Below are 25,139 nucleotides of genomic sequence, written 5' to 3'. Positions count from 1 at the left end.
CACTCCTCACCCGGGTGAGCATGACCTCTCTTTTTGCGCGTAACCTCAGCCAGCATGTCGAGCTGATGAGCCGCCTTGATGCCCTTGAGGGGGCGGTGATGCAGGCCGCCTCCACGGTCGCCGACACCCTGCGCACCGGCGGCAAGCTGATGCTGTGCGGCAATGGCGGATCGGCGGCGGACAGCCAGCATATTGCGGCGGAATTTACCGGCCGTTTCATCAAGGACCGCAAGCCGCTGGCAGCCATCGCGCTGTCCACGGATAGCTCCGCGCTCACCTGCATCAGCAATGATTACAGCTTTGCCGATGTGTTCGCCCGCCAGCTGGTGGCGCTGGCACGAGCCGGGGATTGCCTGATCGGCATTTCTACCTCCGGCAATTCCGCCAATGTCATCCGCGCTGTGGAAGCGGCGCGGGAGCTGGGCGTGCGCAGCATCGGCCTGCTCGGCCGCGATGGGGGCAAACTGGCCGCCCTGTGCGATGAAGCCATCATTGTGCCTTCCGACGTCACCGCCCGCATCCAGGAAGCCCATATCCTCATCGGCCATACCATCTGCGGCGCTGCCGAGCAGCAGCTTGGCCTCGTTCCGGGTGAAGGGGCGTGACGGCTATGAGCGCTGACCTGAAACTGCCGTCGCGGGAGAAATTGGCCGCCAGCACCGTGCTGGTGGTGGGCGACGCCATGCTTGACCGTTACCTCTTCGGCTCGGTTGACCGCATATCGCCCGAAGCGCCGGTGCCGGTGGTGCATGTAAAGCGCGAGGAAGACCGGCTGGGCGGCGCCGCCAATGTGGCGCTCAACATCAAGCGCCTCGGGGCCGGCAGCCAGCTGCTGACTGTGGTGGGTAATGACGATGCCGGCGGGCGCCTCAGGCACCTCCTGGAGGCCGAAGGCATTTCGGCGCTCCTGGGCAGCGACGACAAGCTCACCACCATCGTCAAGCTCAGGGTTATCGGCCGCTCGCAGCAGTTGCTGCGGCTCGATTTCGAAAGCGCCCCCGATCATGAAGTGCTGGCCCGCATGCTCGCCGATTTCGAGCGGGCGCTGGCGGGCGCGGATGCGGTGCTCTTCAGCGACTATGGCAAGGGCGGCCTTACCCATATTCCGCTGATGATCGAGCTTGCCCGCAAGGCCGGCAAGCCGGTGCTGGTGGACCCCAAGGGCAATGATTATACGCGCTACGCCGGCGCCAGCCTGGTGACCCCCAACCGGGCGGAACTGATGCAGGTGGTGGGCGCCTGGCGCGACGAAGCCGATCTTGAGGCGCGGGTTACCCGCCTGCGCGCGGAAACCGGCATCGATGCCGTGCTGCTGACCCGCTCCGAAGAGGGCATGACCCTGTTTGACGGCAGCGGCGAGACCGGCCGCTTCGACGTGCCGGCCGAAGCGCGCGAGGTGTTCGACGTGACGGGGGCGGGCGATACGGTGATTGCCGTGATGGCGGCCATGCTGGGCTGCGGCCTTGGCCTGCGCGAAGCCGTGCCGGTTGCCAACAAGGCGGGCGGCATCGTGGTCGGCAAGTTCGGCACCGCCAGTGTGAGTTTCGAGGAGCTTTCTCAATGAAGGTAGTGGTTACCGGCGCGGCGGGCTTCATCGGCGCCAATCTGGTGCGCGGGCTCAACCGCCTTGGCATCGACGATGTCATCGCCGTGGATGACCTGACGGATGGCCAGAAGTACCGAAACCTCGTGGATGCCGGCATTTCCGACTATTTCGACAAGTCCGAATTCTACGACCTGTTTGCCGCCGGCAAGCTTGGCCATGTGGACGCCGTTTTCCATGAAGGCGCCTGCTCCGACACCATGGAGCATAATGGCCAGTTCATGCTGGAGATGAACTACCGCTGCTCCAAGACGCTGCTTGATGCCTGCATGGCGCAGGGCACGCGCCTGCTTTATGCCTCCTCCGCCGCCACCTATGGCGGCAGCGATACCTTCCGCGAGGTGCTGGAGTTCGAAAAGCCGCTCAACGTCTATGGTTATTCCAAGCTGCTGTTCGACAATGTCGTGCGCCGGATGATCAAGGACGCGCCGCAGCAGGTGGCCGGCTTCCGCTACTTCAACGTCTATGGCCCCTATGAGCAGCACAAGGGACGCATGGCGTCGGTCGCCTTCCACCATTTCAACCAGCTGAATGAAAACGGACGGGTGCGCCTGTTTGCCGATTATGGCGGTTACGGGCCGGGCCAGCAGAGCCGCGACTTCGTTTATGTGGATGATGTTGTTGCCGTCAATCTGTGGTTCCTGGAACATCCGGAAGCGCGCGGCATCTTCAATCTCGGCACCGGCCGGGCGCAGCCCTTCAACGATGTGGCGCTGGCCAGCGTCAACACCACCCGCAGCCTCAAGGGCGAAGCGCCGCTGCCGCTGGCGGAGCTGGTGGCCGCCGGGCTTGTGGAATACATCCCCTTCCCGGAGGCGCTGGTGGGCAAATACCAGTGTTTTACCGAGGCTGACCTGACCGCCCTGCGTGCCGTGGGCTGCAACCACCGCTTCACCGATGTGGCCGAGGGCGTCAGCCGCTATGTGCGCTGGCTCTCCGGCGCCGGAAACTGAAGCCCATGGCCCCCGCGCCCGCCGCCCAGCCGGACCTTATGGACAAGATCGTGCCGCCGGGCGCCGACCCGGCGCCGTTTCTGGCCAGACTGCCGCGCCCGATGGTGTTTACCAACGGCGTGTTCGATATCCTGCATCGCGGCCATGTCGCCTATCTGCATGAGGCGCGCAAACTCGGTGCCTGCCTGGTGCTGGGCCTCAACAGCGATGCCTCGGCTCGTATGCTGGGCAAGGGGCCGGACCGTCCGCTCAACAAGGAGATGGACCGCGCCCTGGTGCTGGCCGGCCTCGCCTCCATCGACCTCGTGCTCTTCTTCAACGAGCGCACCCCCGTCGAACTCATGGCCCGCGTGCGCCCCGACATCTACGTGAAGGGCGGCGACTACGACATGGCCACGCTGGAGGAAACCCGGCTGGTGGAGAGCTGGGGCGGCCGGTCGCTCGCGATCCCGTTTGTGGATGGGTATTCGACGACGGGACTGGTGCAGAAGATCAAGGCACCCTCTGCCTGATAGCGGTGCGAGGACGCGCCGCCTCTTACGACCCCATATACCGCCCGGGCTTGTGGTTGATGGCCACCACGAGGTTCATGACCACCGCGCCGAGTACCGAGTAGGCCAGCATTACCGGCGAGATGACGAAGAAGGCGGCGATGACGATGGCGCAGTCGCAGGCCATCTGCACCTTGCCGGCGCGCATGCCATGTTTCTTCTGCAGGTAAAGCGCCAGGATGCCGATGCCGCCGAGGCTGGAATTGTGGCGGGCAAGCGCCAGAATGCCCATGCCGACGAGGAAACCGCCGGCGATGGCTGCAAAGAGCGGATGGACCACGCCGAGTGGCATGACTTTGGGCAGAAGGGCGCTGCAGCCGGCCAGCATGGCAACGGCGGCAAAGGTCTTGAGCGTGAAGGGCAGGCCCATCGCGCGCAGGCCGAAGATGTAGAAGGGCAGATTAACGACGAAGAACAGCACGCCGAAGGAAATGCCGGTCAGGTAATGGATAAGGATCGCCATGCCGGCGGTGCCGCCGAAGGCCATGCCGACATTCTGGAAGAGGCCGATGCCCAGCCCGACAAAGAGCGTGCCCATGATAATGGCAATGGCATCTTCAAGCTTGCTGTGCGGAATGCCGGACGGATTGGGCAGGACCATGTCGTTTCCCGTGGCTGTTGAAGCTTAAATCCGAAACTGGCGGCATTCCCGTCCGGCCTTTTCTGGTGCTTTCGCACCCGGCCGGCTCTGTTCTTTCAATTCGGCTTATGGACCGGATTTTTCTGCTTTTCCAGCGCGGGTGAAAATTACCCGGACCTGCGTTTGCGCCCTCTTTTTGTTGCACTGTTTCTGCGTACCCCCATGTTTTTGTTGCGCGAGTTTCCGGAAGGCCGGTTGCCGGTGACGCGCCGTGCAAAATGGAGTCGTGCGGCGGCGTAAAAAGGAAAGGCCCCCTTCCGGTAAGGGAAGGAGGCCTTGTTCGTCAGTGTTATCCGGCCTGCTTATTCGGCGGCATAAGCCTCGATGGGCGGGCAGGAGCAGACCAGATTGCGGTCGCCATAGACATTGTCGATGCGGCCAACCGCCGGCCAGTACTTGGCATCGCGTGCCACGCCCGCCGGATAGGCGGCCTGCTCGCGGCTGTAGCTGTGCTGCCAGGTGTCGGCCAGCAGGTCAGCCGCCGTGTGCGGGGAGTTCTTCAGCGGGTTGTCGTTGGCGTCCAGGGCGCCGGAGGCAACCGCGCGGATTTCCTCGCGGATGGCGATCATCGCGTCGATGAAACGGTCGATCTCGCCCTTGTCCTCGCTCTCGGTCGGTTCGACCATCAGCGTGCCGGCCACCGGGAAGGACATGGTCGGGGCGTGGAAGCCGAAATCCATCAGGCGCTTGGCGATATCGTCCACGCTGATGCCGGCCTCGTCCTTCAGCGGGCGGGTGTCGAGAATGCACTCATGCGCCACACGGCCGCTGCGGCCCTTGTAGAGCACCGGATAGTGATCCTTTAGCCGCTCGGCGATGTAGTTGGCATTCAGGATGGCCATGGCGGTTGCCCGCTTGAGGCCTTCCGCGCCCATCATGGCGATATAGGCCCAGGAGATGGCCAGAATGCCGGCGCTGCCGAACGGAGCGGCGCTGACCGCCCCCACCGCGCCCGCACCCGGCAGGAACGGGGCAAGGTGCGACTTGACGCCGATGGGGCCGACACCGGGGCCGCCGCCGCCATGGGGAATGCAGAAGGTCTTGTGCAGGTTCATGTGCATGACGTCGGCGCCGATCGCCGCCGGGCGGGCGACACCCACCAGGGCGTTGAAGTTGGCGCCATCCATGTAAACCTGCCCGCCATTGGCGTGCACGATCTCGCAGATCTCCTTGATCGCCTCCTCAAACACGCCATGCGTGGAGGGGTAGGTGACCATGAGGGCGGCGAGCTTGTCCTTGTGCTGCTCGGCCTTGGCCTTGAGGTCGGCCACATCGACATTGCCGTTCTCGTCGCAGCCGACAACAACAACCGACATGCCGGCAAGCGCGGCGCTGGCGGGGTTGGTGCCATGGGCGGAAGAGGGGATGAGGCAGACGGTGCGGCCTTCGTTGCCTTGGCTGCGGTGCCAGCCACGGATCGCCAGCAGACCGGCATATTCGCCCTGCGCGCCGGAGTTCGGCTGCAGGGAGACGGCATCGAAGCCGGTTGCCGCGCGCAGCTGGTTTTCGAGGCTATGGGTCAGCGCCAGGATGCCGGCGACCTGATCGGCCGGGGCAAACGGGTGCAGGTTGGCAAACTCGGCCCAGGTGATGGGCTCCATCTCCGTGGTGGCATTGAGCTTCATGGTGCAGGAGCCGAGCGGGATCATGGTGCGGTCAAGCGCCAGATCCTTGTCGGCCAGCTTGCGCATGTAGCGCAGCAGCTGGGTTTCGCTGTGGAACTGCGAGAAGATCGGGTGGCTGACGCACGCGCCCTTGCGAGCGAGCGCTGCCGGAATGGCAACATCGGTGCTGGCGGCCAGCTCATCGGCGGTGAAGCCGGCACGGGTGCCGGTGATGGCTTCCCACAGCGCGTCGATGTCGCTGGCGTTTGCCGTCTCGTCGAAGGCAATGGCAAGGCGGCCATCGCCGAAATTGCGCAGGTTATACCCGGCGCGGCAGGTGCGGGTCATGATCTCGCCCGCCTTGTCACCCGCCTCGATCAGCACGGTGTCGAAGAAGGCATCGCCCAGAACCTTGACGCCCAGCTTCCTGAGGCCGGCGGCCAGCACGGCGGCATGGGAATGCACGCCAAGGGCAATGCGCTTCAGCCCTTCCGGCCCGTGATACGTGGCATACATGGCGGAGATGACGGCAAGCAGGACCTGCGCGGTGCAGATGTTGCTGGTCGCCTTCTCGCGGCGGATATGCTGCTCGCGCGTCTGCAAAGACAGGCGGTATGCGCGGCGACCCTTGGCATCGATGGAAACACCGACGATACGGCCGGGGATAACGCGCTTCAGCTCGTCCTTGCAGGCAAAATAACCGGCATGGGGGCCGCCGAAGGCCATCGGCACGCCAAAGCGCTGGGTGGTGCCCACCGCCATATCGGCGCCCAGCTCACCCGGCGGCGTCAGCAGCACGAGGGCGAGCGGATCGGCGGCAACCGTGACCAGCACGCCGGCAGCCTTGAGTTTTGCGATGGCGGGGGCGAGATCGATCACATGGCCGTCGGTGCCCGGATATTGCAGCAGGGCGCCAAACAGGCCGCCTGCCAGCGCGGCGTCGAGGCCGGCGCCAAGGTCACCCGTCACCACCTCGATCCCCAGCGGCTCGGCCCGGGTCATCACCACGGCGAGCGTCTGTGGGTGGATATCGGCGCTGACGAAGAAACGATCAGATTTCGTCTTGGAGGAGCGGTGGGCAACCGTCATGGCTTCTGCCGCTGCCGTTCCCTCATCGAGCAGCGAGGCGTTGGCCATGTCGAGCCCGGTAAGCTCGGCAACCATGGTCTGGAAATTGAGGATGGCTTCCAGGCGGCCCTGGCTGATTTCCGGCTGGTAGGGGGTATAGGCGGTGTACCAGGCCGGATTTTCAAGGATGTTGCGGCGGATGACCGGCGGCGTGACCGTGCCGTAATAACCCTGCCCGATGAAGGATTTGAGCACCTTGTTGCCGGAAGCAAAACCACGAAGCGCGGCGGTGGCCGCCGTCTCCGTCAGCGCGGCCGGCAGGGGCAGGGCCTGGGTATCGATGATGGAGCCGGGCACCACCTGTCGCACCAGCGTGTCGAGATCGGCAACGCCGAGCACGGCCAGCATCTCGGCCGTTTCGGCAGCGTCGGGGCCGATATGGCGGTTTTCAAAACGGTCACGGTCGTGGAGGGAGAGGGTCATCGTCGTCATCTCTGAAGCGGGCCGGGGCCGGGAAGAGGGGTGAACCCGGCCCGCCTCGCAGGGCTTGAAGGGAATTGGGGCGGCGGAAGGCCGGCGCTTATTCGCCGATCATCGCCTTGTACTGGGCCTCGTCCATCAGCCCGTCGAGCTGGGCGGGGTTGGAGAGCGTCATCTCGAAGAACCAGCCCTTGCCCATCGGGTCGGTGTTCACGAGGTCCGGCGTGTCGGCGAGGTCGGCGTTGGCGGCGGTCACTTCGCCGTCAACCGGGGCGTAGACGTCGCTGGCGGCCTTCACGGATTCAACCACTGCCGCATCGCCGCCTTCGGTCAGCGCGGTGCCGACGGCCGGCAGGTCCACAAACACCACATCGCCCAGCTGCTCCTGCGCGAAATGGGTGATGCCGACACGGGCCGTGGTGCCCTCGACGGAAATCCACTCATGGTCCTTGGAGAATTTGAGGGTCGCCATTATTTGCCTCGTCCTTTGTCTTGATAGGGCTTTTGCGCTTTTGAAAAATAAAACGGCCTGACGGATCAGGCCTTCTTCACCTTGTCATAACCATGCGGCACGGCCGGCATGGCGATGATGGAAACGGGGATGTCCTTGCCGCGCTGGCGGGCAATCAGGCTGGTGCCGGCAGCCGCAAAGGCGCTGGCCACATAACCCATGCCAACAGGGCCATCGAAGCTGGGGCCGAAACCACCGGACGTGACCTTGCCGATCTCGGTGCCATCGGCGCTGTGCAGGGTCGCGCCTTCGCGCACCGGGGCGCGGCCTTCAACCTTGAAGCCGGCAAGCTGGCGGCTGGTGCCTTCAGCAATCTGCTTCTGGAGGATAGCGGCACCGGGAAAACCGCCTTCCTCGCGCCGGCGCTTGGCGATGGACCAGATGAGGCCGGCCTCGATGGGGCTGGTGGTGGTGTCGATATCATGGCCATAGAGGCAGAGGCCGGCTTCAAGGCGCAGGCTGTCGCGCGCACCAAGACCGGCGGGCTCCACCTCGCTCTCGGCCAGCAGGCGGCGGGTAATGGCCTGTGCCTTGTCGGCCGGGATGGAGATCTCGTAACCATCCTCGCCGGTGTAACCGGAGCGGCTGACCCAGAGCGGCACGCCGTCGATGGCAAAAGCACCGCCCGACATGAAGGCCAGCTCTTCGGTGCCAGGGGCAAGGCGCGCCATCACGGTAACGGCAGCGGGGCCCTGCAGGGCGATGAGGGCGCGGTCCGTCAGCTCGGTGAGGGTGACGCCATGTTTTGCCAGCAGCGGGCGCATATGGGCGATGTCGCCGGCCTTGGTGGCGCCATTCACCACGACATAAAAATGATCGCCGGCATTGGTGATCATCAGGTCGTCGATGATGCCGCCTTCTTCCGTCGTCAGCATGCTGTAGCGCTGGCGGCCCGGCTTCAGCGTGGTGACGGCACCCGGGACGATGCTCTCCAGCGCGGCGGCGATGATCTCTTGCGGCGCGCCATCAAGGCGCAGCTGGCCCATATGGCTGACATCAAACAGGCCGGCGGCAGCGCGGGTGTGCAGATGTTCCTTCATGATGCCAGCCGGGTACTGCACGGGCAGGGCATAACCGGCAAATTCCACCATGCGGCCGCCGAGTTCGCGGTGCAGGGCATCAAGCGGGGTGGTGCGCAAAGAGGTCGGGTTGGCGGTATCGGTCACGTCTCGGTCGGCTCCATGACAAGGCTGGCGTCAAACCCCGCCATTACTGGCCAGGGTGGTTGCGCCCGCTCTGTCATGAACCTGAGAGATTGACCGGCGGCCGCGTGTCCATGGTGGAAGCGCTGGCGGCGACCGGCTTACCCCGTCGGTGGAAGTCGACATGGCTTGAGAACAAACCCGACTCCGCTTTCCAGAGTGCCCTGCCATTTCGCGGTCCTTCTGCCTGAGAGTTTACCGGGCGGTTGCTCCTTCGGCGCCAGCTTTTCTGCGGCTTTCAGGATGAAGCGCAGAGATGCTGATCTCTCCCACGGACGGCATGGGGCTATGTAATGCGCGGATGATACCGCTGCACCTGCGAAAGGCAAGAAAAGTGGGTTGCGCCCGGCGCAGATCCCGTCAGCGTCGCTTGCGGATGACGCTGAAGCCCCGGCGCGGCGGGTCCTGGGTAAGGACGCCGGGGGTGCGCGGGGTGGCACCCTCGCCATCAGTGCGGGCATGGTCGCTGGCGGCGGCCGGCGTCACCGTATTGATCACGGCATCGCCCGCCCTGGGCTCGATGCCCAGCTGGCGGTCATGCTCGCGCACCTTCTCCAGCAGCTTTTCGCGAAATTCCGGGTTCTGCTGCTGCTCGAGGAACAGCGCGACCGCCGCATGGCCGGGATAGGCGGGGCCTTTTTCCTTTTCGCCGGTGGCGGCCTTGCGCAGACGCTCCAGCACCTTGGGGTCAATCTTGGCCCGAAGTGCCCGGTATTGCTCCAGCAACTTGCTCTTTGCGTCGCTCATGCCCTGCCGGCCGGCTGGCCGCCCCCGTCATGGTTGGTTGGTGGCAGAGGGTCTGCCGCCTTCAAACCATGCATGGATTATGCCTGAAGCGCCCCCCAAGTCCATGCCGGGGCACACAGAAGCCTGTGACAAAATCGGGATCATGTTCCCTCTCCGCGCGCCAGCGGGGAGAGGGTGGCCCGTGAGGGCCGGGTGAGGGTATGGACTTTTCAGTTTCGCAGTGACGGAGTCAGGTTGAACCGCCAACATCCCCCTCCGCCCGCGTTCGCGGGCACCTCCCCCGCCTTCGGCAGGGGAGGCTGGCGCCGCCCGCAGCATTGACATAAGCCGCCCCCGAGGCTATTCGCGGGCCATACGGCGGCGGGCTCTCCTGCTGGCCGTTTTTTGTCATTGCCTGCGGCTGTTCCCGCTGAGCGGAGTTTAAAAAATCATGCGCAAGCTTCTTCTGCCCGTCCTCGCGATGGTCGGCGTTGTCGTCTCGTCCAATTTCCTCGTCCAGTATCCGCTGGATGGCACCCTTGCCGGCATCAACCTTGCCGACTGGCTGACCTGGGGCGCCTTTACCTATCCGGCGGCCTTCCTGGTGACCGATCTCACCAACCGCGCCTTTGGCGTCGCGCTCACCCGCCGCGTGGTTTATGCCGGTTTTGCCGTCGGTGTTGTGCTGTCCCTGCTGCTCGCCACCCCGCGCATTGCGCTGGCTTCCGGCACCGCCTTCCTCTTCGGCCAGCTGCTGGACGTGACCGTCTTCAACTGGCTGCGCCGCATGAGCTGGTGGAAGGCCCCCTTCATCGGCACCATGCTGGGCTCCATCGTCGATACCAGCGTGTTCTTCTCCATCGCTTTTGCCGCCACGGGCCTGCCCTGGGGCCAGTGGGCGCTGGGCGATTTTGCCGCCAAGATCACCATGGCCATCCTGTTCCTGGCGCCTTATCGCGCGTTGATGAACGTCATCCGCCCGGTGCCGCAGCCGGCGATGGCCTGAAGGCCCGATGCCTGAATAAGGAGCCGCGCCCCCGCTTTCCTTTAACTGGCGGGGCGCGGCTCTTTTCCTGACCGATTTTCTCTTTTCGATACTGGCCCCATGAAGCTCGAGCTCTTCGATTTCGACCTGCCGCGTGAGCGCATCGCCAACCGGCCCGCCGAGCCGAGGGATGCCGCACGCCTGCTCGATCTCACCGGGGCCGCTTTTGCCGACCGGGGCGTGATTGATTTGCCGGACCTGCTCCAGCCTGGCGACCTGATGATTTCCAACGACACCCGCGTCATCCCCGCCCGCCTGCGCGGCACGAAGGGAGAAGCGCGTATCGAGGCAACGCTGCACAAGCAGGAAAGCCTCGACAGCTGGCGCGCCTTCGCCCGGCCGGGCAAACGCCTGAAGCTGGGCAGTGTCATCACCTTCGCGCCCGGCTTCGAGGCCGAGGTGATGGAGAAGGGCGAGGGCGGCGAGGTGCTGCTGCGTTTCTCCCGCGCCGGGGCCGATCTGGTGGCCGCGCTGGAAGAATTCGGCGAGATGCCGCTGCCGCCCTATATCGAGCGCGACGGCGGCTCCGATGCGCGCGATGCCGAGGATTACCAGACCATCTTCGCCCGCAACAAAGGTGCGGTGGCGGCGCCCACGGCGGGCCTGCATTTCACCCCGCGCCTGCTGGATGCCCTTGCCGCGCGCGGCGTAAAGCGCGCCACCGTTACCCTCCATGTTGGCGCTGGCACCTTTTTGCCGGTGAAGGTGGAGGATACGGACGATCACAAGATGCACAGCGAGTGGGGCAGCGTGCCGGCCGAAACGGCGAAACTGATCGCCGAAACGAGGTCGGCGGGCGGGCGCATCATTGCCGTTGGCACCACCACCCTGCGCACGCTGGAAGCGGCTGCCGGGGCGGCCGGCTCTACCGACGGCACCGTGCCGGAATGGGCGGGCGATACCGATATCTTCATCACGCCCGGTTACCGATTCCGCGCCGTGGACGTGCTGCTCACCAATTTCCACCTGCCGAAATCCACGCTTTTCATGCTGGTCTCGGCCTTTTCCGGGCTCGAGCGCATGCAGGCGGCTTATGCCCATGCCATTTCGGCCGGTTATCGCTTCTTTTCCTATGGCGATGCCTGCCTTCTTTCCTGCGAAAGCAAGAACCGATGACCGATGCCTTTTCCTTCTCCCTGCTGGGCACTGACGGCGCCGCCCGGCGCGGCCGCGTGACGACGGCGCACGGCACCATCGAAACCCCGGCCTTCATGCCGGTGGGCACGGCGGCAACGGTCAAGGGCATGCATCCGGGCGATGTAAAGGCGACGGGCGCCGAGATCATCCTCGGCAACACCTATCACCTCATGCTGCGCCCGACGGCGGAACGCATCGAGAAGCTGGGCGGCCTGCACAAGTTCATGAACTGGCCGGGCCCGATCCTCACCGATAGCGGCGGTTATCAGGTGATGTCGCTGACCAAGCTGCGCCGCATGAGCGAGGATGGGGTGACCTTCAAGAGCCATATCGATGGCCACACCGAACATCTGACGCCGGAGCGCTCCATCGCCATCCAGAAGATGCTGGACAGCGACATCACCATGGCGTTTGACGAATGCACGCCGTACCCCTGCAGCAAGGAAGAAGCGGCGGCCTCCATGCGCCTTTCCATGCGCTGGGCCAAACGCAGCCGCGATGCTTTTGACGATACGCGCCCCGGTTATGGCCTGTTCGGCATCGTGCAGGGCAGCGTGCATCAGGATTTGCGGCAGGAGAGCGTGGACGCGCTGGTGCCGCTCGACTGCCATGGTTATGCGGTGGGCGGCCTTGCGGTGGGCGAGGGGCAGGAGCTGATGTTCTCCACGCTCGATTTCACCATGCCGATGATGCCGACCCACAAGCCGCGTTACCTGATGGGCGTCGGCAAGCCGGACGATATTGTGGGCGCGGTGGCGCGCGGCATCGACATGTTCGACTGCGTGCTGCCCACCCGTTCCGGCCGTAACGCGCAGGCCTTCACCCGCCGCGGCACCGTCAATCTGCAGAACGCCCGCCATACGGACGATCCGCGCCCGCTTGACGAGCAGTGCGGCTGCCCGGCCTGCCGCAACTATTCCCGCGCCTATCTCAACCACCTGATCCGCGCCAAGGAGATGCTGGGGGCGATGCTGCTCACCTGGCATAACCTGCATTATTACCAGGAGCTGATGGCCGGTATCCGCGCGGCGATTGCCGAGGGTCGCTTCGCCGAGTTCCAGCGTGAGTTCGACGCGATGCGGGCACTGGGGGATATCGAGCGGGTTTGAGAGGCGGGAAGACAGAAGGTGGCTGTTACCGCTTCAGCTCTTGCCGCCGTTCATCGAGAGCTTTGGCCAGATCGCGGGCGCCGTGAAAAACAGCAAGGACCGTGACCGTGTCTTCGATGGCTTGATAGACAACAAGATAGGGCAGGTCCGGGACCGGGATTTCTCGGGTACCGGCAAGGCGGCCGGGCCGACCGCTGTCGGGAAACCGGATTAGCCGTTGTGCGGTATCGGAAATAGCACGAAAGATTCGTTCGGCGGCAGGCGGATTGTCGAGTGCGATGTCGTCAATGATATCGGCAAGATCATTTGCGGCGGGATCCGCAAACAGTAGACGCATCAACGATCCCAGCCGTGTTTTGTCACTATGCCGGCAAAAACCTTGTCGGCTGAGGTTACGCGGCCTTCGTTCGCTGCTGCCAGACCCTCGCGAATACGACTGATCTGCCAGTTGTTGGTTTCTACATATTGGCGCAAGGCCAGGTTGACGATGTGATCGCGCGACTGATCCGTCGCCGCGGCAAGCGCGTCGATCTCATCCAGCGTTTCTTTAGGGGCGTGTACAGTCAGGACTTCGGTGGGGCGTGGCGGGCTCATAGAGGCGCCTCCGGTTGTCGCTTGCTACAGGAATTACCCTATCACGACTGGTCCGGCGGATGAACGGGGCTGGATTGAATAGTTGATCTGGAGCCGGCACCTTCCGCGTCGGTCGCCGCCGGATTTCTTTCTGCCCCACCATTATCGAGATCGATTGTCTGGTTTTAATCAGACTTAATCACTGCTTCGAAGGGGTGTCTCAAGATTCTTGAGATAACGGACTTGCCCGGTCTGCGATTTCTTTCGGCGCTTCCTTGGTGATGCCGTCGGTGATCCCCTCCAACTCGCCCTTGCGGGTAAAGCGCTGGAGCATACGGTCACGGGCGCTCATGGCGTCGGCATAACGGGCATTGAGGCGGGCGATCTCGCCGCTGCTCATCCAGCCGGGCTTGTTGTCGTCCGGGTTGCTCTCGGCGCGGATGCCCATGGACAGCAGCAGTTTGCGGCGGGCGCGGGCGGCTTCTTTTTCTGCTTCGGTTTCTTCCGGCTCGTCGCTATTTGTGGCCGAAGCCTCTGACCCGTTCGCATTATCTGCGGGCTGTGCCGGCGCTGCGGCCATCTGCTTTTCGAAATTGGCCTTCTGCAGGGCCTGGACATCGCTCCAGTCTATCGGGGGATCGTCATAGGTCGGCGGGCCGTCCGGCGGGGGCTCGTATCCGCTTATGCGAGCCCACATCATCTGGCGCGCGTTGAACGACTCATGGCTGATGCGCATGTCCTCAAGGGACATCTGGTTGTAGTCGGTGGCAACCGCGGCCAGCGCCGGATCGTCGATGACATGATCGATCAGCTGCTCACCGCCATCATCCCTCCTGGAGGTGAAGAGGTGGAATTTTCCATCCTTCGTCACTGACCAGCCTTCGATGTCGATCCAGTTGACTCCCAGATCCTTGATGAGCTGGCCGTAATGAGCGTTTAACTCTGTTTCGACAGTCTTTTTCCGTTCGGCGCGCTCGTCCTGCAACACGTTGATGGCAAATAGCGTAACGTAATCTTCATCCAGATCGAGCGGGTCACGGCCATCCTTGAAGGTCAGCTGGACCTTGCCGTTAAGGGCGACGTGGCCGATATCGATGTTGGCAATCTCATTGCGCTTGATGCCGCGCTGGCCGAGAGCGATGTCGATAGCGCCATTCAGAGCCGCCTTGTCGTCTGAGCCGCCATAGAGGCCAATAATGGCCTGGCGTACCGGATCGACGATCTGGTTGCCGTCTTCGTCGCGGCCGTATTTTTTGTAAACGGCTTGAAGAGCCTCTTTGTAGGCGTCGCTGTCCGACTGTCCGAAATATAGCGCGTCGACCAATGCCTTGTCGTGGCGGAAGGCTTCGCGTTCCCACTGCTTATGTTTGTCGAAGGCCTCCAGTTCCAGAAAGATGGGACGGAAGGAGTCGCCGCCCCAGATTTGTTTTTGCAACGTCTGGTAAGCCGTTGCGTCGCCCGGATTGCCGGGGTTTCGATCTATGATCCGGAAATAATCATCGCCTACCTTGATGTCGCCCGGAACGGGGTCCCCTTCGACTTTTTCGGTTTCAATTTTTGTGAGGGGAGTGCCGGTGCCGGCAACGGTGTCGTCTGTGTAGAGCCAGCCCATGACCCATTGCGTATAGGCAAGGTCAAAAGCGGCTGCGAGCGCTTCGTCGGAAAGCTCGACGATGTCCTCTGGCATGGAATTCTGGCCAGCGACAATCTGGTTGTCGCTGTTAGACGAGGCGGGTGCTTCCGCCGGGTCTGTCGCCGCATTTGCCACCTGACCGGCGGCATAGGCCGCGGCGGCCTGCGCCGTGCTTGCGGCGCTGACGCTCATGTCCGTCATGGACAGGTCCTCGTTCTACTTGAGCGAGATTAACTTTTTGACTTTCTAGAATATAAAATAGCGGCGCTTTGCCGCAGGGGGCAAGGTGATATTTCGATAATCCGGTTGCGGGTCTCTGGAGATCAGCGTAATTTCGGAATGTTTCTACATTGTATCGACGGCCTGAAAATGCGTGTGCTGATCAAAAAATGGGGCAACAGCGCCTCGGTGCGTATCCCTGCCACCCTTATGCAGGCGGCTCGGCTGGAGCCGGACATGGCGGTGGATATCCGGGAGGAAGAGGGGCGCCTTATCCTCACGCCGGCGCGTGAGCCCGCTTATGATCTGGCCAGCCTGCTGGAGGGCATCACGCCGGACAACCGGCATGACGGGGTCGATTCCGGTGAGCCGCAGGGGTTGGAGGCGCTGTGACGGAGTATGTGCCTGAAGCGGGCGATATCGTCTGGCTCCAGTTCACACCCCAGGCCGGTCATGAACAGGCGGGCCATCGGCCGGCCGCCGTCCTGAGCCCGGCGGCCTATAACCGCATTGGGCTGATGCTGTGCTGCCCGATGACCACGCGGGTCAAAGGGTATCCGTTCGAAGTCGCTATTTCCGGCGCTCGGGGCAGCGTGGTGCTGGCGGACCAGGTCAAGAGCCTCGACTGGCGAGCCCGCAAGGCCAGCCTCAAGGGTCATCTGACGCAGAGCGAGCTGGCAGAGGTCCGGGCGAAGGCGCTGGCTCTGATTTCCGGCCGGTGAGCGGCCGGGCCGGCGGCCCTCTCAGGCCTCCCGCGTCGGCACCGTGTTCGGTACCACCCGGCCTTCCGGCTCCGCCTCGTCTTCCAGCTGGTCAGTATTGATGAGCGGCAGCCTGTCACCCAGCCAGAAGGAGGTGGTGAGGTGGTCTTCCTTCTGGAAGCGGGTATTGGGGTGGAGAAGGATGGAAAGCCCGCCCCGGTTCAGCATCAACCAGGGCACGAGGCTGGGAAAATCCTCCACATTGAAGGCCACCTGATACATCGGCGCCGTGTGGGGGCCCACCAGCCGGTCATGCACGCGGCCAAGGGCGACGGCAAAACATTCGCCGATGGCCTGCCGGATTTCCATCGCCACTTTCCGCTCCGCATCGTCGCGGAAATAGATGTGGGCGTGATAGCTGGTTATGGCGCTGACCGGCGTTTCCTGCATCGGGCCTGTTCCTGATCTGGCTCTTGCTTGCGCCGCGGGCGAGGGTCGCCGGGCGGCTTTGCTTCATGTTAGAACGCCGGCGGGGCTCAGGGCGAGCTTCCCCGGCATCAGCGGAGTTCAATATTGGCAGATCTCAAGGAGCGGCTTGCCGCCTATGCGCGCGAGATCGGCTTTGACGCGGTGGGTTTTGCCGAGGCATCGGTGGGCCCGCGCGAGCAGGCGCGCCTTGATGAGCTGATCGAGCGCGGCGAATACGGCACCATGGGCTGGCTGGCGGCGCGCGCCGATGAGCGGCGTGACCCGAAGGCGCTGTGGGGCGCGGTGCGCAGCGTCATTGTGCTCGGCGCCAATTACGGGCCAAGGCAGCCGGCACTCTCGCTGCTGGAGCATCCCGAGCGGGCCAACATCTCCGTCTATGCCCGTAACAAGGATTATCATGACATCGTCAAGAAGCGCCTGAAACAGCTGGCCCGCTGGCTGATTGCCGAGGCGGGCGGCGATGTGAAGGTGTTTGTCGATACCGCGCCGGTGATGGAAAAGGCGCTTGCCGCGCGTTCGGCGCTCGGCTGGCAGGGCAAGCACACCAACCTCGTCTCGCGCCAGTTCGGCAGCTGGCTTTTTCTTGGCGAAATCTTCACCACGCTGGAGCTTGAGCCGGACGGGCCGGAGGCGGACCATTGCGGGCGCTGCACCGCCTGCCAGACGGCGTGCCCGACCAATGCCTTTCCCAAACCCTACACGCTCGACCCGAGGCGCTGCCTTTCCTATCTCACCATCGAGCATGACGGGCCGATCCCGGAAGAGTTTCGCGCCGCGATGGGCAACCGCATCTATGGCTGCGACGATTGCCTTGCCGTGTGCCCGTGGAACAAGTTTGCCAGCGCTACGCGGGAGCTGGCCTTCATTCCCCGGGCGGAGCTGACGGCGCCGCGCCTTGCCGATTTTCTGGATTTCACCGATGCGGATTTTCGGGCGTTCTTTTCCGGCTCGCCGATCAAGCGCATCGGCCGAAGCCGCTTTCTGCGCAATGTGCTGATCGCGCTCGGCAATAGCGGGCAGGCCAACCTTATCGAGAAGGCCCGCCCGCTGATGGCTGATCCTGATCCGGTGGTGGCGGAAGCGGCCGGCTGGTGTCTGTCGCGCGCCGCCGGATAGGGCCCTGGCGTCAGACCGCGCTTTCTTCCGCCAGTTCTGTAGCGCTGAGGGCACGGGACGGTTCGCGAATACCGATGAGGCTCAGCAGGCTGGCCGCCAGCGAGGCACCGCCGGCGAGAATGAAGGCGAGGCTGATATTGGCGCCCAGTTCCGCGCCGCCGGCTGCGGCGAGGGCGCCAACGACACTCACGCCAATCATGCCGCCCACCTGCCGCGCCGCGTTGAAGGCACCGGCGGCAATGCCGGAGCGTTTGCGGTCCGCTGCACCCAGCACGGCGGCTGTCATGGCCGGCACGGAAAGCGCAGTGCCGCTGGCCGCGATCAGCAGGGGAATGGCCATCATCCAGTAAGGGGTGCCGGCATCAATACCCGTCATGCTGAGATAGGCGGCAGCGGCGATGGCCTGGCCGATCACCATCGGCGGGCGGGCGCCGAAGCGGGCCGTCAGGCGCCCGGCGGCAAGATTGATCAGGGTGACGGAGGCTGTCATCGGCAGGAAGGCAAGGCCCGTCATCAGCGGGGAGTAACCCTTGGCCGTCTGGAAAAACAGGCTGAGGATAAAGAGCAGCCCGTAATAGCCGAAATTGTTGAGGAGGCCGACAAGGCTGCCGGCGGCGACGGTACGGTTGGCAAAGAGGGAAAGCGGCAGCATCGGGTTGGCACTGCGCGCCTCGACAACAATAAAGAAGCCGCCTGCTACCAGCGCCAGTACAAAGCCCCCCAGCACCAGCGGGTGCTGCCAGCCCAGTTCATGCCCCTCGATGAGCGCGATGGTGAGGCCGCCGAGGGCAAGGATGCCGAGCAGCTGGCCGGGCAGGTCGATGCCGCGACCGGTGTGGCGCGGCGCGGCCGGCGCCTCCTTTGCGGCGGCCCAGATGGCAAGGGCACCAAGCGGCAGGTTGATGAGGAAGATGCTGCGCCAGCCGATCATCTCCACCAGCACGCCGCCCACCACCGGCCCGGCAGCCAGCGCCAGCCCGCCCATGCCCGCCCAGATGCCGACGGCACGCGCCCGGCCGCCGGCATCGGGAAAGGCGATGTTGAGCAGGGCGAGCGCGGTTGGCAGGCAGAGCGCGGCGCCAATGCCCTGCATCAGGCGGCTTGCCACCAGCGTGGTGGCATCGGGCGCAAGGCCGCAGGTGAGGGACGCGAGGGTAAAGAGTGCCGAACCGCCGATAAAAACCTGCTTGGCTCCCAGCTTGTCCCCCAGCGCGCCGCCGGTCAGCAGCAGCGAGGCGAAGACGAGGGTATAGGCATTGGCCACCCATTGCAGGCCGGAGAGCGTCATGGCGAGGTCTGCCTGCACCCGCTCCAGCGCCACATTTACCACCGTTACATCGAGGATGATGAGGCAGAAGCCGAGCGAGGTGGCGGCCAGCGTCATGGTCTGTTGACGTTTGGTTGTCGCAGTGGCGGCGGTATCGAAAGAAGCGGTCATTGCAAAAGTGGCCTTGGGAAGGGCGCCGGGGCCGGCAAGGGCGACGGGCACAGGCTGGCTATATGATTGCCTTATGTTGCTTGATAAAGCCGCGCTATCTTGGGTCACTCAAAAGTTTTGTTTGGGAATGGTGCGCGCATGGACATGCTGCGGGCGATGGAAGTGTTCGTGAAGGTGGCGGATGCCGGCAGCCTGACGGCGGCGGCAAACGATCTTGGTATCTCCGCGACCATGGTTGGCAATCACCTGCAGGCGCTGGAAGAAAAGCTGGGCGCGCGGCTGGTACAGCGCACCACCCGCCGCCAGAGCCTGACGGAATTCGGCCATCTCTATTACGGGCGCTGTCAGGACATCCTGCTGAGCGTGGCCGAGGCCAACGCCATGGCGCAGGAGGCGGTGGCCACTCCGCGCGGACGCCTGCGCATTACCGCGCCCACCTCCTTCGGCACGGCGCGGCTGGTGCCGGCGCTGGCGGACTATATGGACCGCTTCCCGGAAGTGGAGCTGGATATCGTCTTTTCCGACCAGGTGCAGGATCTGGTGGAAGGCGGGTTCGAGGCGGCAATCCGCCTTGGCGTTCTGCCGGACAGCAGTCTGGTTGCCCGGCAGCTCGGGCCTTACCGGCTGGTGCTGTGCGCAAGCCCGGACTATATCGCCCGGCGCGGTTTGCCCCGGCACCCGCGTGATCTCGCGCAGCATGATTGCCTGGGCTTCAGTTTCGGTGCCCGGTCGGAATGGTATCTGGCGCGCACGGAATGGCCACTGCGCGGGCCGGATGGCGAACATGTCGTCACCATCCGGCCGCGGCTGATGCTGGATAATTCGCGTGCCTCGCTGGAAGCGGTGATGGCCGGCATGGGCATCGCCATGCTGTCGGAGGTTTTTACCGCCCGCGAGGTGGCTGCCGGTGATCTCGTCCGGGTATTGCCGGACTATGCCTTTCCGCCAAGGCCGCTGCACATCGTCTATCTACGCGACCGGCTGATGTCGCCCAAGCTGCGCAGCTTCATCGATTTTGTGGTGGAGCGGTTCGGCACGGCCCTTTAGGGGTCAGCCGGCTTCCGGGCCGTTCATCACGCTGGTGGTGGCGGGAGGCTCGGCCTGCTGGCGGGTGGTGCTGGCAGAGACCATGGCCCAGGCGGCGCCAACCCAGATGGCAAGCACGGTAGCGACCAGTGCCTTGGGGGAGCGGAAGGGTCCTTTCATGGCGGGATCTCCTTATTCCGGGGCCGTGCGGCCTTTCGGGGCCGCTATGCCTGCATGTGACAGGGACTATGGGTCTGCTGCGTGGTTGCTTCTTGACCGTTTGGGGCAGGAGTTGGGGGAATGCGCCATCTTTCGGGGGAAAGGGCCGGCAGCGGGAGAAAAGTGGGGGTGACACAGGCTTGGGGGGAGCCAGGCGCCGGGAGGGGGGAGAAGGTCGCCTGGGGGAGAAGCTGTGTCACGCCCCTGCAATCATAGTTAGGACCGGTGGGGTCCGGCGTCGGTGAAGGCGCTCACAACCGGGTGCCTGCTGTGTGAGGTGCCTCACCTAGCTGTCATCCTTCCCCGCGCGGCAGCGGGGGGAAGGTGCCGCGAAAGCGGCGGATGGGGGTAATGAGGCAGGGTTGACCGGAGGCCTTTGCCTGTTGATTAGCTCATTGCCCCTTCCGCCCGCTTTGCGGGCACCTCCCCGAGAGGGGAGGATTGATCACATTCAAAAGGTCAGGCTTGCCAAAAAGGCGAGCCGGCACTAGATCCGCTGCGCCCGGACATGCGGAGGAATAATCCCGCATGTAAGGCCGGGTTTCAGGCTTCAGTGAGGCTCATCCATGGTGCGGCGTATTCCGTCGCCCGAGGCTCCGCATGGGCAGGAGGCGCAAGTCGCCCCGGCAGCAAACCCCGTGCCCAACCCCGTGCTTGACCCCGTGCTTCCGCTTGTTGCCCCCGAAGGGGCGCTGACTGGCCTCGCTGCCGCTGTGCCTGCCGGGTCGACTCCGCTGCTCAGCCCCGAAGCGGCGCTGAGCCCGCAGGAAGAGGCCGACGCCCGTTTCGCTGCCGGTGATGTTGAAGGGGCGATTGCGCTCTGGCGCACCATCGTGGCGGCAGACCGGGAAGATCTGTGGTCGCTGCTGGCGCTGGTGGATGCGCTTTTTGCCGGCAACCGTGCCGGGGAGGCCGCGCTTGCGCTGCATGAAGCCCGGCAATATCGGCCGGCAAATCGCCAGCTGATGGCGCTGCTGGCCGAAGCAGAGCGCCGGCAGGGGCGTTTTGACGTCGCGCTGCCGCTTTATGAAGCGCTGGCCTCCGAACGTCCGCTCGATGCGCCGGGCGATGTGGCCGGTTTCGTGGAATGCCTTGTGGGGGCAAGCCGCCTTGAGCTGGCGCTCAAGGAAGCCTATGCCGCCATCCGCCGCTGGCCCGATGAAGCTGCCCTGCGTTTCTGGCTGGCGCGCGCGCTGGAAGAAGCCTGCGAGCAGCAAAAGGCCGCCGATGCCTACCGCGCGTGCCTGGCGCGCGATCCTGAAAATACGCTGGGCGCGGCAGAGCGCATGGCCGCCCTCAGCGAAGGCCGGCCGGAGACCTTGCCGGCGGCTTTTGTGCGCTCGCTCTTCGACCAGTACGCCCACCGCTTCAGCAAACATCTGGTCGAGAAGCTGGGTTATCGCGGGCCGGCGCTGCTGCGCGCCGCGTTGGAAGAGGCGGTTGGAGAACCGCTCGTCGGGCGCGGCTGGTCCGTGTTCGATCTTGGCTGCGGTACCGGCCTTTCCGGTGAGGTGCTGGCCGATCTGGCGGGCGAGCTGCACGGCGTCGATCTTTCCGAGCGCATGCTGGAGGAAGCCGCCGGGCGCGGCATCTACAAGAGCCTTGCCGCCGAGGATGTGGTGAAGGCGGTAGAGCGCCGGCCGGGCGGGGCGACGGGCGAGGGCTGGGACCTCGTGGTTGCCTGCGATGTGCTTAACTATATCGGCGCGCTGGAGCCGCTTTTTACGGCCGTGGCCGGCAAGCTCGCCCCCGAAGGGCTGTTTGCCCTGACCATCGAGCGGCTGGAGGGGGGCGAAGGTGCGGCACCGATGGACTTCACCTTCCAGGAAAGCCGGCGTTTTGCCCATAGCCCAGTCTATCTGCGCCAGGTCGCGGAAGCTGCCGGCCTCGCCATCCGGCTGGAGCGCTTCGAGACGCTCAGGGTTGACCGCAATGTACCGGTGATCGGCGGCTTTTATGTGCTGGAGCGCGCCGGCTGATCAGGCACCGGCGGTAATCGCGAGCCCCGCCAGCCACAGGCGGCGGGGGCCGGGGGGCAGGGCGCTTTCCGGCGGCGGGGGCAGGGGCATGTCGCGCTGGGCGGGGCGCAGCTGCTTTTCATCGATATAGGTGGCGATCACCACCCCTTCTTCCTCCACGCTGGCGGCGATGAGGCCGCCGGGCACGCGCAGGTCCAGCGGGCTGGCAAGCGGCAAGGCCTCCCACGCCTCGATGGCAAGAAGACTGTCCGACAGGCGCCAGAGCAGATGCGCGATGTCGGCCGGCGTCAGATGCGGGGCGCGCTGCTCCAGCCGGGCAAGGGCATGGCCGCTGATCAGCACGGGCGGTTCATGCAGGCTGTCGATGGCCTCAACCTGCCCGTCACGGCCGAGCCGCGCGCTGTAGCGCTCGAGTGCAAAGGCGGCGCCTTCGGCCCGATAGCGCAACAGCAGCTCGGCCCATCCGGTGCCGGTGGCAGCAAAAACAAGGCCGGGCGCTTCGGCAAGCCGGCCATCCTCGATCCAGCCGGCGACCTCGTCTTCCTCAGGCCTCTCGTCGCGGAGGCCTCGCAGCAGCCTGTCGATCATCGGCCTGATTTTCCTCCTGCCGCCCTGCTTTCACCCTTATCGGGTAAAAACCGGAAATTCACGCTACAATTTATCGACGTTTCGTTGACAATGATTCGCTCATAAAGCCGCCAGATCCCGTTCTGCAGACCGCCGGAGCGATAAAAAGGGAAGTTTACCCATGTCCAAGGGCACCGCCATCGTCTCTTCCGCCCATCTTGCCGAAGGGTCGGAAGGGCTCAGCGAATATGAGTTCGCGCTCATCACCTGCCACAACGCCTTCAATCGCTGGATGGTACGCTGCATGTCGGCTGCGGGAACATCGGAACTTTCGTCGCTGGAAGTGCTGGTGCTGCACAATGTCAACCACCGCGCCCGCGACAAGCGCCTCAGCGAAATCTGCTTCACGCTCAATATCGAGGATACGCACCTCGTCAATTACGCGCTGAAAAAGCTGCGGAATATGGGCCTTGTGGAGTCTACCCGCTCGGGCAAGGAAGTGACCTATCGCACCTCCCCCAAGGGGCAGGAAGCCTGTGCGCGTTACCGCGAGGTGCGGCAGGCCTGCCTTGTCGAGACGCTGGATGCGCTGGGCGGAATCAGCCTTGACGATCTGGCCTCGATGGCGCGGCGCATCCGTGCCCTTTCCGGCCATTACGACCAGGCGGCTCGAGCGGCAAGCTCACTTTAGGGAGAGGTTTTCCGGCCCCGAAAACGGCTTTTTCATCGATAGAGACATTTTATCGACAATTTGTTGACAAGGTGACGGAAAGGGTGAGAGGCTTGCCCGTGTTATCGCAATGCGGGCGTCAAGACCCGCCAGTTTGAACAGGCACCTTCCCTGAACAGGAGACTTCGATGCGTAAGCAGTTGATCGCGGCTTTCGCCGCCGGTAGTGCCCTTTGCACCCTTGCCGTCACCGGCGCCCATGCCGCCGACTGGAGCATGGCCACGCCCTACGGCGACACCGTTTTCCACACCCAGAACATTCGCCAGTTTGCCGACGACGTTAAGGCGGCGACCAAGGGCGACCTCAACATAAACGTCTATTCCGGCGGCTCGCTCATCAAGCACCCGTCCATTAAGGAATCCGTGCAGGACGGCGTCGTTCAGGCCGGCGAAGTGCTGATGTCGCTGCTGGAGAACGAAGACCCGATCTACGGCGTCGATGCCGTACCGTTCCTCGCCACCTCCTATGGCGATGCCGCCAAGCTGTGGAAGGCATCGCGCCCGGTGATCGAGCAGAAGCTCGCCGGCGACGGCCTCAAGCTTCTCTTCGCCGTGCCATGGCAGCCGCAGGGCCTCTACACCAAGAGCCCGGTGACCAAGGCCGAAGATCTCGCCGGCAAGAAGTTCCGCACTTATAACGCCGCTTCCGCACGCCTTGCCCAGCTGCTGAAGGCCGTGCCGGCCCAGATCGAGACCCCGGACATTCCGCAGGCTTTCGCCACCGGCCTCGTCGACGCCATGGTTACCTCCCCGGCGACCGGTGTTTCCAGCCAGGCCTGGGACTTCGTGAAGAACTACACCGACGTGCAGGCCTGGGTGCCGAAGAACATGGTGTTCGTGAGCCAGGAGGCTTTCGACGCCCTGTCCAAGGACGACCAGAAGGCCGTTCTGGATGCGGCAGCCAAGGCCGAGGAACGCGGCTGGAAGACCTCTGAAGAGTCCAAGGGCACGCTCACCCAGCAGCTCGCCGACCACGGCATTGCCGTTGCCGAGCCGAGCGATGCGCTGAAGGCTTCTCTTGCCGATATCGGCAAGACCATGACCGGCGAATGGCTGGCCAAGGCAGGCGATGCCGGCAAGCAGGTGATCGACGCCTACTCCAAGTAAGGTGTTCAGCCGGAAGGGGCGGTCTTCCCTGACGCGCCTTCCGGCGGCGGATGCTGCCCGCCCGATGCCTCCAAGTCGGCGGGCAGCATCCTCCCCACTTTCTCTGGTCTCCCGCATACTGGCCTTCCGGCCCACCCTTTGCCTGACTTGAAGGAAAGGGATGGCGACAACGGCTCGCGCAAGGTGGCTTCCATGCGACGTATCCTCGACGGGCTCTATGCCCTGAGTGCGGCGGCGGCGGCGATATCGCTCCTGCTCATCGCGCTCGTCATCCTCTCGCAAACGATACTGCGCCCCCTCGGCGTGGTGGTGCCCTCGGGCGCTGAAATTTCCGGTTACCTTGTAGCGGCCACAACCTTCCTGGCACTCGCCCCCACTTTCCGGGCTGGCGGACACATCCGGGTAAGCCTGCTGATCCGCGCGCTGCCCACCAGCTTTAACCGCGGCATCGAGATCTGGTGCCTTGCCGTCGGAACCGGCCTTGCCGCTTTCCTCGCCTGGAATCTGTGGGGCATGGCGGTGAAGTCGATTGCCCGCCACAGCCTGTCGCCGGGCCTGCTGGGCGTGCCGCTCTGGATCCCGCAGATGGTCATGGTGCTGGGCGCCGCCATCTTCGTGATCTGCCTTCTCGATTGCCTTGTCAGCGTCATTCGCGGTGAGGCTGCCCCTTATGAAGGTGCGCCGGATGAAGCCGGTGTCCCGGGTGAGGTCTGA

Annotated in this window: 27 protein-coding genes and 1 riboswitch; of the genes, 15 read left to right on the top strand and 12 right to left on the bottom strand. The window is 64.3% G+C overall.

The features are described 5' to 3' along the window. Nucleotides 1–20 precede the first annotated feature (20 nt). From QTL98_RS17265 to rfaE2, 4 genes are read left to right on the top strand one after another with little or no spacing between them, the layout of a single operon-like run. Nucleotides 21–605 (top strand): D-sedoheptulose-7-phosphate isomerase, encoded by a 585-nt coding sequence (locus QTL98_RS17265; protein ID WP_445679707.1) that lies wholly within the window; start codon nucleotides 21–23, stop codon nucleotides 603–605. Nucleotides 606–610: 5 nt separating this feature from the next. After that, complete coding sequence (gene rfaE1 / locus QTL98_RS17260) at nucleotides 611–1,564, top strand: D-glycero-beta-D-manno-heptose-7-phosphate kinase (RefSeq protein WP_445679706.1); 954 nt, start codon at nucleotides 611–613, stop codon at nucleotides 1,562–1,564. Continuing rightward, nucleotides 1,561–2,556 (top strand): ADP-glyceromanno-heptose 6-epimerase, encoded by a 996-nt coding sequence (rfaD, locus tag QTL98_RS17255; protein WP_445679705.1) that lies wholly within the window; start codon nucleotides 1,561–1,563, stop codon nucleotides 2,554–2,556. The genes rfaE1 and rfaD overlap by 4 nt, the downstream gene beginning before the upstream one ends. A 5-nt stretch (nucleotides 2,557–2,561) precedes the next feature. Further along, complete coding sequence (gene rfaE2, locus QTL98_RS17250; RefSeq protein WP_445679704.1) at nucleotides 2,562–3,068, top strand: D-glycero-beta-D-manno-heptose 1-phosphate adenylyltransferase; 507 nt, start codon at nucleotides 2,562–2,564, stop codon at nucleotides 3,066–3,068. A gap of 25 nt (nucleotides 3,069–3,093) precedes the next feature. On the opposite strand, the gene QTL98_RS17245 is transcribed toward rfaE2, so the two are convergent. From QTL98_RS17245 to QTL98_RS17225, 5 genes are all read right to left on the bottom strand, one after another. Next, a complete protein-coding gene (locus QTL98_RS17245; protein ID WP_445679703.1) occupies nucleotides 3,094–3,708 on the bottom strand; it encodes a YitT family protein in 615 nt (204 codons plus the stop codon). Nucleotides 3,709–4,049: 341 nt separating this feature from the next. Next, on the bottom strand, nucleotides 4,050–6,911 hold the full coding sequence (gcvP, locus tag QTL98_RS17240) for an aminomethyl-transferring glycine dehydrogenase (RefSeq protein WP_510637496.1): 2,862 nt from the start codon (nucleotides 6,909–6,911) through the stop codon (nucleotides 4,050–4,052). An 88-nt stretch (nucleotides 6,912–6,999) separates the two neighbouring features. Then, a complete protein-coding gene (gcvH, locus tag QTL98_RS17235) occupies nucleotides 7,000–7,371 on the bottom strand; it encodes a glycine cleavage system protein GcvH (RefSeq protein ID WP_445679701.1) in 372 nt (123 codons plus the stop codon). Nucleotides 7,372–7,436: 65 nt separating this feature from the next. Beyond that, nucleotides 7,437–8,576: a glycine cleavage system aminomethyltransferase GcvT gene (gcvT, locus tag QTL98_RS17230; protein WP_445679700.1), complete on the bottom strand. Its 1,140-nt coding sequence runs from the start codon at nucleotides 8,574–8,576 to the stop codon at nucleotides 7,437–7,439. Nucleotides 8,577–8,777: 201 nt separating this feature from the next. After that, nucleotides 8,778–8,894: riboswitch (glycine riboswitch) on the bottom strand. A 78-nt stretch (nucleotides 8,895–8,972) separates the two neighbouring features. Continuing rightward, nucleotides 8,973–9,359 carry a hypothetical protein gene (locus tag QTL98_RS17225; protein ID WP_445679699.1) on the bottom strand — a complete coding sequence of 129 codons (387 nt, stop codon included), beginning with the start codon at nucleotides 9,357–9,359 and terminating at the stop codon, nucleotides 8,973–8,975. 430 nt (nucleotides 9,360–9,789) lie between these two features. Here QTL98_RS17225 and QTL98_RS17220 point away from each other — a divergent pair, with 430 nt between their 5' ends. The 3 genes from QTL98_RS17220 (at nucleotide 9,790) to tgt (ending at nucleotide 12,629) form a co-directional block, all read left to right on the top strand. Then, a complete protein-coding gene (locus QTL98_RS17220) occupies nucleotides 9,790–10,344 on the top strand; it encodes a queuosine precursor transporter (RefSeq protein WP_445679698.1) in 555 nt (184 codons plus the stop codon). A 99-nt stretch (nucleotides 10,345–10,443) separates the two neighbouring features. Then, on the top strand, nucleotides 10,444–11,499 hold the full coding sequence (queA, locus tag QTL98_RS17215) for a tRNA preQ1(34) S-adenosylmethionine ribosyltransferase-isomerase QueA (RefSeq protein WP_445679697.1): 1,056 nt from the start codon (nucleotides 10,444–10,446) through the stop codon (nucleotides 11,497–11,499). Next, complete coding sequence (tgt, locus tag QTL98_RS17210; RefSeq protein WP_445679696.1) at nucleotides 11,496–12,629, top strand: tRNA guanosine(34) transglycosylase Tgt; 1,134 nt, start codon at nucleotides 11,496–11,498, stop codon at nucleotides 12,627–12,629. The genes queA and tgt overlap by 4 nt, the downstream gene beginning before the upstream one ends. A 25-nt stretch (nucleotides 12,630–12,654) precedes the next feature. Here tgt and QTL98_RS17205 read toward each other — a convergent pair whose 3' ends face one another. The 3 genes from QTL98_RS17205 to QTL98_RS17195 form a co-directional block, all read right to left on the bottom strand. Continuing rightward, complete coding sequence (locus QTL98_RS17205) at nucleotides 12,655–12,966, bottom strand: type II toxin-antitoxin system RelE/ParE family toxin (protein WP_445679695.1); 312 nt, start codon at nucleotides 12,964–12,966, stop codon at nucleotides 12,655–12,657. Continuing rightward, complete coding sequence (locus QTL98_RS17200; RefSeq protein WP_445679694.1) at nucleotides 12,966–13,223, bottom strand: CopG family ribbon-helix-helix protein; 258 nt, start codon at nucleotides 13,221–13,223, stop codon at nucleotides 12,966–12,968. Before QTL98_RS17200 ends, QTL98_RS17205 begins: the two co-directional genes overlap by 1 nt. Before the next feature lie 199 nt (nucleotides 13,224–13,422). Next, nucleotides 13,423–15,036, bottom strand: coding sequence for a hypothetical protein (locus tag QTL98_RS17195; RefSeq protein WP_445679693.1), 1,614 nt, complete (start codon nucleotides 15,034–15,036; stop codon nucleotides 13,423–13,425). A gap of 168 nt (nucleotides 15,037–15,204) precedes the next feature. On the opposite strand from QTL98_RS17195, the gene QTL98_RS17190 reads away from it, so the two are divergent. Further along, complete coding sequence (locus tag QTL98_RS17190) at nucleotides 15,205–15,447, top strand: AbrB/MazE/SpoVT family DNA-binding domain-containing protein (protein ID WP_445679692.1); 243 nt, start codon at nucleotides 15,205–15,207, stop codon at nucleotides 15,445–15,447. Next, a complete protein-coding gene (mazF, locus tag QTL98_RS17185) occupies nucleotides 15,444–15,776 on the top strand; it encodes an endoribonuclease MazF (RefSeq protein WP_445679691.1) in 333 nt (110 codons plus the stop codon). The genes QTL98_RS17190 and mazF overlap by 4 nt, the downstream gene beginning before the upstream one ends. 21 nt (nucleotides 15,777–15,797) lie before the next feature. On the opposite strand, the gene QTL98_RS17180 is transcribed toward mazF, so the two are convergent. After that, nucleotides 15,798–16,205 (bottom strand): DOPA 4,5-dioxygenase family protein, encoded by a 408-nt coding sequence (locus QTL98_RS17180; RefSeq protein ID WP_445679690.1) that lies wholly within the window; start codon nucleotides 16,203–16,205, stop codon nucleotides 15,798–15,800. A 120-nt stretch (nucleotides 16,206–16,325) separates the two neighbouring features. On the opposite strand from QTL98_RS17180, the gene queG reads away from it, so the two are divergent. Continuing rightward, nucleotides 16,326–17,360: a tRNA epoxyqueuosine(34) reductase QueG gene (gene queG, locus QTL98_RS17175; protein WP_510637584.1), complete on the top strand. Its 1,035-nt coding sequence runs from the start codon at nucleotides 16,326–16,328 to the stop codon at nucleotides 17,358–17,360. A gap of 10 nt (nucleotides 17,361–17,370) precedes the next feature. On the opposite strand, the gene QTL98_RS17170 is transcribed toward queG, so the two are convergent. Next, nucleotides 17,371–18,798 carry an MFS transporter gene (locus QTL98_RS17170; protein ID WP_445679688.1) on the bottom strand — a complete coding sequence of 476 codons (1,428 nt, stop codon included), beginning with the start codon at nucleotides 18,796–18,798 and terminating at the stop codon, nucleotides 17,371–17,373. A 138-nt stretch (nucleotides 18,799–18,936) separates the two neighbouring features. Between QTL98_RS17170 and QTL98_RS17165 the strand changes: the two genes are divergently transcribed. Then, nucleotides 18,937–19,845, top strand: coding sequence for a LysR family transcriptional regulator (locus tag QTL98_RS17165; protein ID WP_445679687.1), 909 nt, complete (start codon nucleotides 18,937–18,939; stop codon nucleotides 19,843–19,845). A gap of 3 nt (nucleotides 19,846–19,848) precedes the next feature. On the opposite strand, the gene QTL98_RS17160 is transcribed toward QTL98_RS17165, so the two are convergent. Then, complete coding sequence (locus QTL98_RS17160; protein WP_445679686.1) at nucleotides 19,849–20,004, bottom strand: hypothetical protein; 156 nt, start codon at nucleotides 20,002–20,004, stop codon at nucleotides 19,849–19,851. Between the two features lie 605 nt (nucleotides 20,005–20,609). Here QTL98_RS17160 and QTL98_RS17155 point away from each other — a divergent pair. Then, a complete protein-coding gene (locus QTL98_RS17155) occupies nucleotides 20,610–22,022 on the top strand; it encodes a class I SAM-dependent DNA methyltransferase (protein ID WP_445679685.1) in 1,413 nt (470 codons plus the stop codon). Here QTL98_RS17155 and QTL98_RS17150 read toward each other — a convergent pair whose 3' ends face one another. Continuing rightward, complete coding sequence (locus QTL98_RS17150; protein ID WP_445679684.1) at nucleotides 22,023–22,610, bottom strand: hypothetical protein; 588 nt, start codon at nucleotides 22,608–22,610, stop codon at nucleotides 22,023–22,025. A 160-nt stretch (nucleotides 22,611–22,770) separates the two neighbouring features. Here QTL98_RS17150 and QTL98_RS17145 point away from each other — a divergent pair, with 160 nt between their 5' ends. From QTL98_RS17145 to QTL98_RS17135, 3 genes are all read left to right on the top strand, one after another. Beyond that, a complete protein-coding gene (locus QTL98_RS17145; protein ID WP_445679683.1) occupies nucleotides 22,771–23,280 on the top strand; it encodes a winged helix DNA-binding protein in 510 nt (169 codons plus the stop codon). A gap of 167 nt (nucleotides 23,281–23,447) precedes the next feature. Beyond that, a complete protein-coding gene (locus QTL98_RS17140) occupies nucleotides 23,448–24,425 on the top strand; it encodes a TRAP transporter substrate-binding protein (protein WP_445679682.1) in 978 nt (325 codons plus the stop codon). A 192-nt stretch (nucleotides 24,426–24,617) separates the two neighbouring features. After that, nucleotides 24,618–25,139 carry a TRAP transporter small permease gene (locus tag QTL98_RS17135; protein ID WP_445679681.1) on the top strand — a complete coding sequence of 174 codons (522 nt, stop codon included), beginning with the start codon at nucleotides 24,618–24,620 and terminating at the stop codon, nucleotides 25,137–25,139.

Source organism: Radicibacter daui, assembly GCA_030657355.1.
Lineage (GTDB): Bacteria > Pseudomonadota > Alphaproteobacteria > Radicibacterales > Radicibacteraceae > Radicibacter > Radicibacter daui.
Note: the sequence above shows the minus strand (reverse complement) of the source record. Positions and strands in the feature narration are given on the sequence as shown.

Bases quoted from the DNA above. Each gene is read 5' to 3' on its own strand.
- QTL98_RS17265 (WP_445679707.1), top strand. From the start codon at position 21: ATGACCTCTCTTTTTGCGCGTAACCTCAGCCAGCATGTCGAGCTGATG.
- rfaE1 (WP_445679706.1), top strand. From the start codon at position 611: ATGAGCGCTGACCTGAAACTGCCGTCGCGGGAGAAATTGGCCGCCAGC.
- rfaD (WP_445679705.1), top strand. From the start codon at position 1,561: ATGAAGGTAGTGGTTACCGGCGCGGCGGGCTTCATCGGCGCCAATCTG.
- rfaE2 (WP_445679704.1), top strand. From the start codon at position 2,562: ATGGCCCCCGCGCCCGCCGCCCAGCCGGACCTTATGGACAAGATCGTG.
- QTL98_RS17245 (WP_445679703.1), bottom strand. From the start codon at position 3,708: ATGGTCCTGCCCAATCCGTCCGGCATTCCGCACAGCAAGCTTGAAGAT.
- gcvP (WP_510637496.1), bottom strand. From the start codon at position 6,911: ATGACGACGATGACCCTCTCCCTCCACGACCGTGACCGTTTTGAAAAC.
- gcvH (WP_445679701.1), bottom strand. From the start codon at position 7,371: ATGGCGACCCTCAAATTCTCCAAGGACCATGAGTGGATTTCCGTCGAG.
- QTL98_RS17225 (WP_445679699.1), bottom strand. From the start codon at position 9,359: ATGAGCGACGCAAAGAGCAAGTTGCTGGAGCAATACCGGGCACTTCGG.
- QTL98_RS17220 (WP_445679698.1), top strand. From the start codon at position 9,790: ATGCGCAAGCTTCTTCTGCCCGTCCTCGCGATGGTCGGCGTTGTCGTC.
- queA (WP_445679697.1), top strand. From the start codon at position 10,444: ATGAAGCTCGAGCTCTTCGATTTCGACCTGCCGCGTGAGCGCATCGCC.
- tgt (WP_445679696.1), top strand. From the start codon at position 11,496: ATGACCGATGCCTTTTCCTTCTCCCTGCTGGGCACTGACGGCGCCGCC.
- QTL98_RS17205 (WP_445679695.1), bottom strand. From the start codon at position 12,966: ATGCGTCTACTGTTTGCGGATCCCGCCGCAAATGATCTTGCCGATATC.
- QTL98_RS17200 (WP_445679694.1), bottom strand. From the start codon at position 13,223: ATGAGCCCGCCACGCCCCACCGAAGTCCTGACTGTACACGCCCCTAAA.
- QTL98_RS17195 (WP_445679693.1), bottom strand. From the start codon at position 15,036: ATGACGGACATGAGCGTCAGCGCCGCAAGCACGGCGCAGGCCGCCGCG.
- QTL98_RS17190 (WP_445679692.1), top strand. From the start codon at position 15,205: ATGCGTGTGCTGATCAAAAAATGGGGCAACAGCGCCTCGGTGCGTATC.
- QTL98_RS17180 (WP_445679690.1), bottom strand. From the start codon at position 16,205: ATGCAGGAAACGCCGGTCAGCGCCATAACCAGCTATCACGCCCACATC.
- QTL98_RS17170 (WP_445679688.1), bottom strand. From the start codon at position 18,798: ATGACCGCTTCTTTCGATACCGCCGCCACTGCGACAACCAAACGTCAA.
- QTL98_RS17165 (WP_445679687.1), top strand. From the start codon at position 18,937: ATGGACATGCTGCGGGCGATGGAAGTGTTCGTGAAGGTGGCGGATGCC.
- QTL98_RS17160 (WP_445679686.1), bottom strand. From the start codon at position 20,004: ATGAAAGGACCCTTCCGCTCCCCCAAGGCACTGGTCGCTACCGTGCTT.
- QTL98_RS17155 (WP_445679685.1), top strand. From the start codon at position 20,610: ATGGTGCGGCGTATTCCGTCGCCCGAGGCTCCGCATGGGCAGGAGGCG.
- QTL98_RS17150 (WP_445679684.1), bottom strand. From the start codon at position 22,610: ATGATCGACAGGCTGCTGCGAGGCCTCCGCGACGAGAGGCCTGAGGAA.
- QTL98_RS17145 (WP_445679683.1), top strand. From the start codon at position 22,771: ATGTCCAAGGGCACCGCCATCGTCTCTTCCGCCCATCTTGCCGAAGGG.
- QTL98_RS17140 (WP_445679682.1), top strand. From the start codon at position 23,448: ATGCGTAAGCAGTTGATCGCGGCTTTCGCCGCCGGTAGTGCCCTTTGC.
- QTL98_RS17135 (WP_445679681.1), top strand. From the start codon at position 24,618: ATGCGACGTATCCTCGACGGGCTCTATGCCCTGAGTGCGGCGGCGGCG.